Annotated in this window: 11 protein-coding genes; 7 read left to right on the top strand and 4 right to left on the bottom strand. The window is 38.4% G+C overall.

Features of this window, described 5'->3' with window-relative positions:
- The first annotated feature begins 235 nt into the window (after positions 1-235).
- The gene (locus IGI58_RS02210) at positions 236-943 is read left to right on the top strand and encodes a GntR family transcriptional regulator (RefSeq protein ID WP_429954669.1); all 708 of its coding nucleotides are present in this window, start codon (positions 236-238) and stop codon (positions 941-943) included.
- Between the two features lie 59 nt (positions 944-1,002).
- On the opposite strand, the gene IGI58_RS02205 is transcribed toward IGI58_RS02210, so the two are convergent.
- The 4 genes from IGI58_RS02205 to IGI58_RS02190 all read right to left on the bottom strand — a co-directional run bounded on the left by IGI58_RS02205 (position 1,003) and on the right by IGI58_RS02190 (position 3,407).
- Positions 1,003-1,509 carry a QueT transporter family protein gene (locus IGI58_RS02205; RefSeq protein WP_429954671.1) on the bottom strand — a complete coding sequence of 169 codons (507 nt, stop codon included), beginning with the start codon at positions 1,507-1,509 and terminating at the stop codon, positions 1,003-1,005.
- A gap of 174 nt (positions 1,510-1,683) precedes the next feature.
- The gene (locus tag IGI58_RS02200; protein WP_429954673.1) at positions 1,684-2,448 is read right to left on the bottom strand and encodes a 3-oxoacyl-ACP reductase; all 765 of its coding nucleotides are present in this window, start codon (positions 2,446-2,448) and stop codon (positions 1,684-1,686) included.
- A 73-nt stretch (positions 2,449-2,521) separates the two neighbouring features.
- Positions 2,522-2,758 carry a DUF2829 domain-containing protein gene (locus IGI58_RS02195; protein WP_087641277.1) on the bottom strand — a complete coding sequence of 79 codons (237 nt, stop codon included), beginning with the start codon at positions 2,756-2,758 and terminating at the stop codon, positions 2,522-2,524.
- Complete coding sequence (locus IGI58_RS02190) at positions 2,748-3,407, bottom strand: YigZ family protein (protein ID WP_429954675.1); 660 nt, start codon at positions 3,405-3,407, stop codon at positions 2,748-2,750. Before IGI58_RS02190 ends, IGI58_RS02195 begins: the two co-directional genes overlap by 11 nt.
- Positions 3,408-3,569: 162 nt before the next feature.
- On the opposite strand from IGI58_RS02190, the gene IGI58_RS02185 reads away from it, so the two are divergent.
- From IGI58_RS02185 to secA, 6 genes are all read left to right on the top strand, one after another.
- Positions 3,570-3,860 (top strand): DUF7662 domain-containing protein, encoded by a 291-nt coding sequence (locus tag IGI58_RS02185; protein ID WP_087641555.1) that lies wholly within the window; start codon positions 3,570-3,572, stop codon positions 3,858-3,860.
- A gap of 118 nt (positions 3,861-3,978) precedes the next feature.
- The gene (locus IGI58_RS02180) at positions 3,979-4,302 is read left to right on the top strand and encodes a PTS sugar transporter subunit IIB (protein WP_429954677.1); all 324 of its coding nucleotides are present in this window, start codon (positions 3,979-3,981) and stop codon (positions 4,300-4,302) included.
- Positions 4,303-4,451: 149 nt separating this feature from the next.
- Positions 4,452-5,771, top strand: coding sequence for a DEAD/DEAH box helicase (locus tag IGI58_RS02175; RefSeq protein ID WP_429954679.1), 1,320 nt, complete (start codon positions 4,452-4,454; stop codon positions 5,769-5,771).
- Positions 5,761-6,447, top strand: coding sequence for a ComF family protein (locus IGI58_RS02170; protein ID WP_429954681.1), 687 nt, complete (start codon positions 5,761-5,763; stop codon positions 6,445-6,447). Before IGI58_RS02175 ends, IGI58_RS02170 begins: the two co-directional genes overlap by 11 nt.
- Positions 6,448-6,584: 137 nt before the next feature.
- Positions 6,585-7,136: a ribosome hibernation-promoting factor, HPF/YfiA family gene (gene hpf / locus IGI58_RS02165; RefSeq protein ID WP_087641281.1), complete on the top strand. Its 552-nt coding sequence runs from the start codon at positions 6,585-6,587 to the stop codon at positions 7,134-7,136.
- A 245-nt stretch (positions 7,137-7,381) separates the two neighbouring features.
- Positions 7,382-9,913, top strand: a complete 2,532-nt coding sequence (secA, locus tag IGI58_RS02160) for a preprotein translocase subunit SecA (protein ID WP_429954683.1) — start codon at positions 7,382-7,384, stop codon at positions 9,911-9,913.
- Positions 9,914-9,958: the final 45 nt, after the last annotated feature.

Below are 9,958 nucleotides of genomic sequence, written 5' to 3'. Positions count from 1 at the left end.
CTATCAATTTTGAAAAAAATGCTAAAAAAGAAATAGTTTTGCCTTTTTTTGCCTGTATTGACCGATAGTTATACGCAGCCAAAAGATTTCTTTCTTTTCGCAACGAATGAAACGGAAGAAGCATACCAAATTGCCTGATAAAACCTCTGGATACCTTGATTTTAGAACTTTTAGTTGTTTCTAAGGTATATACCAGTTATAATAGAAAGGAAGAGAATAACGAGGAGGAAATCAGATGGTGTCGAGTTTACCAGTTTATATACAAATTCATGATAAAATCAAAAATGACATAGAACACGGAGTTTGGAAGATTGGGGACAGGCTTCCATCAGAACGTGAACTTGCCACGCAATTTGGCGTGAGCAGAATGACCTTGAGACAAGCGATTCAAACGTTGGCAGATGAAGGGATCTTAGAAAGAAAAATCGGTTCAGGGACCTATGTAGCCCGAAAAAAAGTACAGGAAAAAATGACTGGAACAACCAGTTTTACAGATATCATGCTTTCGCAAAACCGAGTACCGTCCAGCCGCACCGTTTCTTATTACGTAGCCAAGCCAAGTTCTAGCGAAATGGAAAAACTGAATCTGACAGAAAATGAGCAAATCGTTCGTATGGAGCGGATTCGATTTGCTGATGACCTGCCTATTTGCTTTGAAGTCGCCAGTGTCCCATACTCTCTAGTAGATTGTTACAGCAAAACAGAGATCACGAATTCCTTTTATAAAACATTAGAGGAAAAAGGCGGCAATAAAATCGGTCATGCAAATCAAACGATCTCTGCTATGCAGGCTTCTGAACAAATTGCCGACTACTTAAAAATCAAGCGCGGCGACGCTATTTTACGCCTGCGTCAGATTTCTTACTTTGAAGATGGTACGCCATTTGAATATGTTCGTACACAATATGTTGGTAACCGTTTTGAATTTTATTTAGAAAAATAAGCGAGATAGGAATCGTTGATCTTTCAAAAAGAAAGTATCAGAGATTTCTATCCCGCTTTTTATTTTGTTAAATCCATTTTTTCATTGATCCAGTATATCAATATACCACCGATCGACATCGACAAAAGTTCACCTAAAGCGACAGTCAGCCAAGTATAGAAAAAAGGTAACTGGTAGAAAAAGGCAAGCTGACCAGCAACTGTGAACATCGATAAAGAACAAAGTAAGGCGGTAATGATCATTTTTTTGCGCAGATTTTTAAGACGTCGTGTCAGATAATAGGAGAGCTGTAAAATTAATAGTGTGGATACACTCCCGATCGCAACATCCACTAATCCTAAAGGCGACGCGAGATTAGCGATAGCAACACCTAAAGTGACTGCCCAGATGTAACGTTTATTGAATAGAGGCAGGTAATTAAACAGTTCAGAAAACCTCAACTGAACTACTCCGAAGCTAAAAGGTGCAAGAAAAACGGTCACAGCAATATAAAGTGCTGTCACTAATGCCATTTTTGCGATAGAAACGGCAGACCATGGCTTAGTCTGGGTGTTTGACTGATTCATATATATTCTCCTTTATAAAACAGGCAGGCCCGTTTTAGTAATAACTATGACCAAAGGAAGTGACAGCATATTCTGCCAACTGAAGTGTCATAGTGTGAATCTCTTCACTGTTATTCATGTTACCGAATCTAGGGATATTTGTAAATAGATAAGGCATTGAAATAGATGATCTATTTATTTGACAAGCCAACCACCGTCGATCGTCATCACCGTTCCGTGAATATAATCTGCTTGATGGCTAGCTAAGAATAAACTCAATGAAGCAACTTCCTCAGGTTTGGCCCATCGTCCAGCAGGTGTTTCGCTAGCAACCCATTCAGCCATTTGACCATCACCTGCAAAGTCTGCTGCATTCATTGGTGTTTTGATCGCACCTGGAGCAATCGCATTTGTACGGATTCCTTTTTTGACATAGTCATAGTCCAATTGTTTTGTATAACCGATGATCGCATGTTTGGAAGCTGTATATGCTGCGCCGCCTCCGCCAGCGACCATCCCAGCAATAGATGCCATATTGATGATAACGCCATACTGTTGCTCGATCATCTGGGGCAATATGAGGTTAGTAACAAGAAACATGCCTTTTAGGTTGATGTCTAACACGCGATCCCACATTTCCTCCGTCGTATCCAGACTAGGCGTATAATCGTCAAGGATACCAGCTGTATTTAGCAGAATATCGATAAAACCAAAGCATTCATTCGCATATTTGACTGCTGCAAGAATCTCATCCTTTTGTGTAACATCGCCAATATAGCTGATAAAGGTACCTGTTGTTTTGGCACTCTTTTTTTCGGTTTCTGTTAATCCTGTTGGATCAAGATCAAAACCTAGGACATTTGCACCTTGAGCGGTAAATGCTACAGCTTGCGCTTGACCGATCCCGGAAGCAGCCCCTGTCACAAAAATAGTTTTTCCTGTATATTCGTCGAAGTGCATGATTCATCCTCTTTTCTATTCAGTATAAAAAGCTAGGCAACTTCTCTAAAGTTTCCTAGCATAGTCATCATATTTATTCTGCTGTTACGATCTTCCAATCATCAGCCAATACATCACAAGGTGTCGGTGAAAACATACTGTATCCCTCGTCAGATGTTTTGATCAAAAAATAGGGAGTGACCTGGAGAAATGAACCATCAGATGTACCGATTTCATCCCTCAGCTCAATATATAATTCAAACCCGCTCCAACCTGTTCTGACCGCTTTTGCGCCTCTTTTAATCTGTGGTAATACTTCTTCAAATGTCATTTGTTTCCTCCGTTTTCGTAATAGGTATTTCGTGGTATGAACATTCGCCTTTGACAAAGGTGACTTGGCCATTCAATTGTTCAATGATTTCTGCTTCAAACTGTTCTATTTTTGCTTCATCTATTAGACAAATCACTTCAACTTCTTCTGCATAGAGTGTTTCTTTTAGTGTGTAAAGGCTATGCTCCATAAAGTTTTGAACTTTGCCTAGATTAGGATAGCTGATCTGTAGACGTATTTCTTGCTGTAGTTTCCCCTCAACTAATCCAATATCAGTCAGCGCCTGAGAAACTGCGTGACTATAAGCACGAATCAAGCCGCCAGTACCAAGTTTCGTTCCGCCGAAGTAACGAGTAACGACAGCAACTACATTGATCAATTCCTTTTTCTTTAAGACTTCAAGCATCGGAACGCCAGCTGTTCCGCTAGGTTCGCCATCATCACTGCTTCTTTGGATATCACTGTTATCACCGATTATGAATGCGCTACAATTATGGTTCGCCTTCCAATGCTCTTTTTTCTTTTCGGCAATAAATGCTTTCGCCTCTTCTTCGGAGTAAACTCGCTTAAGCGCGCAAATAAAGCGCGATTTTTTGATCTCGATTTCACTTTCGCCATCAGAGTGAATGGTAAAATAACGTTCAAGCATTTTCTCATTCCTTTACTTAAATAGTATCCTAAGTATAAAAAAAATAAGAAAGAGAAGCAACCATCTATAAAAAAAGGTGAAAATAAATGAGCTTCGTTTGCTTCTGGGGGTATTTATGAGATAATAATGAAAAGAATACTGGAAGATAAAGGAGTGGAAAATTTGGCAAAAGAGCGGCAGAAGAAATACGACAGCGTTACCCATTATTTAATGAACAACGGCGGATCTCAGGTTACTTTAACGTTTACTCAATTTGATGAGTTGCTATTTCCTCATTCTGGTCTTCCTAAAACAGCTCGAACAGAAATTGATTGGTGGGCCAATGACCACAAGCATCCTGAAAAAGGTGCATATGGCTGGCTGAATGCGGGGTATCAGGTGGTGCAGGTAAACATTTTAAAGGAGTACGTTGTTTTTAATAAACTACTAAAGTCCAACTGGCTTTTTGAATAATAGTGTGTGACCGTGTATAAGTAGTAAGCGTTGACAAAACAGCTGGTTTTACTATAATAGATGTAAAGAATCGAGTAGATTGTGTTATATTAACAGAGACAAGAAGGGATGAATGAAGATGGCTAAAAAAACAATTATGTTGGTTTGTTCAGCAGGAATGAGTACAAGCCTACTTGTAACGAAAATGCAAAAAGCAGCAGATGCTCAAGGATTAGAAGCAGATATTTTCGCTGTATCCGCATCTGAAGCAGACAATAATTTAGAAAGTAAACCAGTGGATGTTCTACTGTTAGGACCTCAAGTCCGTTTTATGAAAGGTGATTTTGAAAAACGTCTTGAACCAAAAGGCATTCCGCTCGATATCATCAATATGGCGGATTACGGCATGATGAACGGAGAAAAAGTATTACAACAAGCGTTGAATTTGATTGAAAATAGATAGGTTAAACTAGAGTCAGTAAAAAAAATTATTTCTTTACAATTATTTCTCTAGATTTTAAGATCTTAAGCATAACTCTTTGAGCTATGTTTAAGATCTTTTTTTGAAAAATAATAATGAAAAAATGCGTAGTTTACTAGAGGAGGGAGAATATGCAAGAATTATGGGGAAGAAAAGTTTTACTGAAAGAAATCAAGCAGCTAACCAATCACTATCAATGTTTGCCAACGATGAAAGAACGGACGAGTAGATCGATCCAATGTTTACGTTGCGGACAACTTCATGAAAAACAAACGGTAAAGCTTTTTAACGGCGTTTATTTTTGCCCTGCGTGCATTCAATTGGGACGTGTGGATACGGGGCAGTGTTTTTATCATCTTCCCGAACCTGAACTGATACCAAGAAGTGTTGATTTTTCTTGGGAGGGTGAACTTACTAAAGGACAACAGGAAGTTTCTGATAGTTTATTGACTTCTGCAGATAAAGGAGAATCTAAAATGGTTTGGGCTGTCACAGGTGCAGGGAAGACCGAAATGCTGTTTAATACGATCCATGATTGTTTGGGTAAAGGAAAACGAGTGGCGATCGCTTCGCCGCGAGTGGATGTTTGTTTGGAACTATTTCCTAGAATACAAGCTGTTTTCCCTAATGAAGAGATGATCCTACTTCACGGAAAAATGGAAGAAGACTATCGATATACCAAGCTTTTAGTATGTACGACGCATCAATTATTACGATTTTTTCAAGCATTTGATTTACTGATCATTGATGAAGTGGATGCTTTTCCTTTTGTTGGCAATCCGTTATTACAATATGGAGTAGCACAAGCAATCAAAAAAGATAGTTCGCTTATTTATTTAACAGCCACCCCAACCCAAGAATTAATGAAAAAAACGAACCAAAATCAGCTTAAATTAAGTATTTTACCGGCACGTTATCATCGCAGATGCCTGCCTGTACCTAAAATAAAATGGAGCAACCACTGGCAAAAGAAAATTACACATGGAAAAGCCCCCAAAGGATTGATCACGTTGATTCGCCAGCTGCTGGTTGACAATGACCTATTGATTTTTTGTCCCAGCATTGTACAGATGGAGCAATTAGAAAAAATTCTGAATGGGATTTTTTCAGATATACCACTAACATGCGTTCATTCTCAAGATACAGACAGAATCAAAAAGGTATTGAATATGAGACAAAAAGCGTATCGTATTCTGATCACATCTACGATTTTAGAAAGGGGCGTAACTTTTGATGGAGTTTCTGTCATTGTATTAGGTGCAAATCATCCAGTATTTACTGTGGCTGCTCTGGTTCAGATTGCTGGGCGTGTTGACCGGAAAATGATCTACACTGCTGGAGAAGTTTGGTTTTTACATGATGGCTGTACGCAAACGATCAAGGAAGCTGTTCAACAAATCAAAAAAATGAATAGAATTGGAAGAGAGCGGGGGTTGATCGATGAATTGTAATTATTGTCGTCAACATATCACTAGAAATTTAACATTGGCCGAAATTTTTTTACCTAAGCGGATAATCACTGAGCAGTTATGCTCACAATGCAGTAAAAAATTCCGACGTTTAACTCAAAAAGACAGTTGCAAAGGCTGTCAAAAACAACAGACCAAAGAGTTCTGTACAGACTGCATTAAATGGCAAAAGTTATTTCCAAATTATGAGTTCCATCATGAAGCCCTCTTTTCCTACGATCAAGCGATGCAAGAGTGGATGGAAGAATATAAATTTAAAGGAAATTATCAGCTTCGTCATAGCTTTGCTTTAGATCTAAAAGCCTATTTCAAAAGAAAATCTAATATGATTGTGGTTGCTGTGCCTGTATCAAAAAAACGTATGGCTTCAAGAGGCTTCAATCAAGTTGCTGGTTTGTTAGATGCTGCAGGAATCGCACATGAACCATACTTAGCGCGTTTTTCAAATGGTTTATCTCAAGTACAAAAAAATAGGCAAGAGCGTATGAGCTTAGAGCAGCCTTTCAAATTGACTGAAATAGCTGAACAGACTATCAATAACAAGGAGATACTTCTTGTTGATGATATCTATACAACAGGTCGGACGATTTTCCATGCCGCGGAAGTTATTTTAGAAAAGAGACCCGCAAAACTGCATACGTTTTCTCTTGCGAGGTGACAGTAAAATTAAAATCAAAAATCGACCGCAATTTTGTTGGCAAAAGAAGGATAGTTCGTTATAATAGAATTAAGAAGAAGGATAACAGAGTGGTCCTTTTATTCCTTCTTTAGTGTCAGATGAAAGGGGTAATTGTTATGTTTAGATACAATGTGCGTGGAGAAAACATCGAAGTTACTGAAGCTATCCGAGACTATGTAGAGAAAAAAGTAGGGAAATTGGAACGCTACTTCAGTGATTCACCTGAAGCAACTGTTCATGTAAACTTAAAAGTATATACAGAAAAAACTGCAAAAGTTGAGGTTACGATCCCTCTACCTTATTTAGTTTTACGTGCAGAAGAAACATCACCAGATTTATATGCAAGTGTTGATTTGGTTGTAGATAAATTAGAACGGCAAATCCGTAAGTTCAAAACAAAAATCAATCGTAAATCTCGTGAAACAGGAATAAACACTGCAAAAGCAGCGATTTTCCTTAATGGTGAAGAAACACAAGAAGAAGCACCAGAACTAGATATTGTTCGGACAAAACGTCTTTCATTGAAACCGATGGATAGCGAAGAAGCTGTTTTACAAATGAACATGCTAGGACATAACTTTTTCATCTTTGAAGATTCAGAAACAAACGGAACAAGCATAGTTTACCGTCGTAAAGATGGCAAGTATGGCTTGATCGAAACAGACTGATCGATTAAAGTAACGTTGATCGATGATATTTTTGAGATATTGAAGAGACTGAAGCAAGACGGCAGACGTTTTGCCGCAGTCTCTTTGCTCATTTTAGTACTATTTACATAATAAAAATGCTATAATAAATCGTTAATATTGGTAGAAGTTATTTCCTTTCTGGTCAACTAATGATAAAATGGAAAGGATGATTGTGCATTTGGTGCAAAAATAAATAGAGTTTATTGAAAGGAACACTTAAAAACATGGCAAATTTTTTGAAAAAGATGATCGAAAATGATAAAAAAGAATTGAAACGCTTGGAAGGCATTGCGGCTAAAATAGAAAGCTTTGCATCTTCCACTGAAGCATTGAGTGATGAAGAATTAAAAGCAAAAACTGATGAATTCAAAGCACGTTACCAAAAAGGCGAAACGTTGGATCAGTTGTTGCCAGAAGCTTTTGCTGTTGTTCGTGAAGCAGCTAAACGCGTATTAGGTTTATATCCATACCCTGTTCAGCTAATGGGTGGGATCGTATTGCATGATGGAAATATCCCTGAGATGAGAACAGGTGAAGGGAAAACCTTGACTGCGACAATGCCAGTTTACTTGAATGCTTTAACTGGTGAAGGCGTACACGTTGTAACGGTCAATGAATACTTGGCAACACGTGACTCAGACGAGATGGGTGAGCTTTACAATTTCTTAGGTCTGACAGTAGGACTAAACATCAATTCAAAAACATCAGAAGAAAAACGTGATGCTTATAACTGTGACATCACTTACAGTACGAATAATGAATTAGGCTTTGACTATTTACGTGATAACATGGTCGTATATCGCAATCAAATGGTACAACGTCCGTTAAACTATGCAATCGTGGATGAAGTGGATTCAATTTTGATCGATGAAGCACGTACACCATTGATCATTTCAGGACAAGCAGAAAAATCGACTGCCCTATATACTCGTACGGACAATTTTGTAAAACGTCTGAAAGAAGAAGAAGATTATAAAATCGATGTACAGTCTAAAACAATTGGTTTAACAGAAGCCGGGATTGAAAAAGCAGAAGAAAACTTTGGCTTAGACAACTTATATGACATTGAAAATACAGCTTTGACTCACCATATGGATCAAGCTTTACGTGCCAATTACATCATGTTGCGTGACATTGATTATGTGGTACAAGAAGGTAAAGTTCTGATCGTTGACCAATTCACAGGACGTATCATGGATGGTCGTCGTTATTCTGATGGTCTGCACCAAGCGATCGAAGCCAAAGAAGGCGTAGAGATCGAAGATGAAACAAAAACAATGGCAACAATCACATTCCAAAACTATTTCCGTATGTACAAAAAACTTGCGGGGATGACAGGGACAGCGAAAACGGAAGAAGAAGAGTTCCGTGAAATCTATAATATCCAAGTATTCCAAATTCCAACAAACCGTCCGATCATCCGTGACGACCGTGCTGATTTACTTTACCCAACATTGGACAGTAAATTTAAAGCAGTCGTTCAAGATATCAAAGAACGTTACCACAATGGTCAGCCAGTATTGGTTGGTACAGTTGCGGTCGAAACATCCGAATTATTATCAGAATTGCTGAATAAAGAAAAAGTACCGCATGAAGTTCTGAATGCGAAAAATCACTTCAAAGAAGCAGAGATCATTATGAATGCTGGTCAAAAAGGCGCAGTAACGATCGCAACCAATATGGCCGGACGTGGAACAGATATCAAGCTTGGCTTAGGTGTCGTTGAACTTGGCGGTTTAGCTGTTATTGGTACAGAACGCCACGAATCACGTCGTATCGATAATCAATTGCGTGGACGTGCAGGTCGTCAAGGAGATCCTGGGGTTTCACAATTTTACTTATCTCTTGAAGATGATTTGATGAAACGTTTCGGTTCTGAACGGATCAAAGCGTTCTTAGATCGAATGAATATTGAAGAATCTGATGCTGTGATCCAAAGTAAAATGTTAAGTAAGCAAGTAGAATCAGCGCAAAAACGTGTAGAAGGAAACAACTATGATACACGTAAAAATGTTTTACAATACGATGATGTTATGCGTGAACAGCGTGAAGTTATTTATGCTCAGCGTTTAGAAGTGATCATGGAAGAAAATGAATTGACTGAAACATTATTGAATATGGTGAAACGTACAATTTCACGTGTTGTAGAAAGTCATACACAGCTTGAAAAAGAAAATTGGAACTTAGAAGGAATCGTTGACTTTGCTTCTTCAACACTTGTCCATGAAGATTCTATTTCAAAATCGGACATTGAAGGAAAATCACCAGAAGAAATCAAAGAGTATTTGGTGAAACGTGCTCAGGAAGTTTACGATACGAAAGCTGAACAATTGAACGGCACGGAACAACTGCTTGAATTCCAAAAAGTCGTTATTTTAAGAGTCGTAGATACAAAATGGACAGATCATATCGATGCAATGGATCAATTACGTCAATCTGTTGGGTTACGTGCGTATGGACAAAATAATCCATTGGTTGAGTATCAAACAGAAGGTTATAACATGTTTGAAGAAATGATCGGTGCGATCGAATACGAAGTGACTCGTCTATTTATGAAATCAGAAATTCGTCAAAATGTTCAACGTGAACAAGTGGCACAAGGCGAAGCTAGTCATCAAGGTGACGGTGAAGAACCGCAAAGCAATACAAGTGCGAAGAAAAAACCAGTACATGTTGATGAGAAAATTGGAAGAAACGATCCATGTCCTTGCGGTAGCGGTAAAAAATACAAAAATTGCCACGGCAAAGATATGTAATAATCAATGAAGGTGAGGTGGCCCCTCACCTTCATTAATTATGTT

Origin of the sequence: Enterococcus sp. AZ020 (assembly GCF_050499205.1) — a bacterium.
Classification (GTDB): domain Bacteria; phylum Bacillota; class Bacilli; order Lactobacillales; family Enterococcaceae; genus Enterococcus_L; species Enterococcus_L dunnyi.
Note: the sequence above shows the minus strand (reverse complement) of the source record. Positions and strands in the feature narration are given on the sequence as shown.

Excerpts from the sequence above, each read along its gene's own strand:
- secA (WP_429954683.1), top strand. The coding sequence starts at position 7,382 with ATGGCAAATTTTTTGAAAAAGATGATCGAAAATGATAAAAAAGAATTG.
- IGI58_RS02195 (WP_087641277.1), bottom strand. The coding sequence starts at position 2,758 with ATGACATTTGAAGAAGTATTACCACAGATTAAAAGAGGCGCAAAAGCG.
- IGI58_RS02170 (WP_429954681.1), top strand. The coding sequence starts at position 5,761 with ATGAATTGTAATTATTGTCGTCAACATATCACTAGAAATTTAACATTG.
- IGI58_RS02205 (WP_429954671.1), bottom strand. The coding sequence starts at position 1,509 with ATGAATCAGTCAAACACCCAGACTAAGCCATGGTCTGCCGTTTCTATC.
- IGI58_RS02210 (WP_429954669.1), top strand. The coding sequence starts at position 236 with ATGGTGTCGAGTTTACCAGTTTATATACAAATTCATGATAAAATCAAA.
- IGI58_RS02180 (WP_429954677.1), top strand. The coding sequence starts at position 3,979 with ATGGCTAAAAAAACAATTATGTTGGTTTGTTCAGCAGGAATGAGTACA.
- hpf (WP_087641281.1), top strand. The coding sequence starts at position 6,585 with ATGTTTAGATACAATGTGCGTGGAGAAAACATCGAAGTTACTGAAGCT.
- IGI58_RS02175 (WP_429954679.1), top strand. The coding sequence starts at position 4,452 with ATGCAAGAATTATGGGGAAGAAAAGTTTTACTGAAAGAAATCAAGCAG.
- IGI58_RS02190 (WP_429954675.1), bottom strand. The coding sequence starts at position 3,407 with ATGCTTGAACGTTATTTTACCATTCACTCTGATGGCGAAAGTGAAATC.
- IGI58_RS02200 (WP_429954673.1), bottom strand. The coding sequence starts at position 2,448 with ATGCACTTCGACGAATATACAGGAAAAACTATTTTTGTGACAGGGGCT.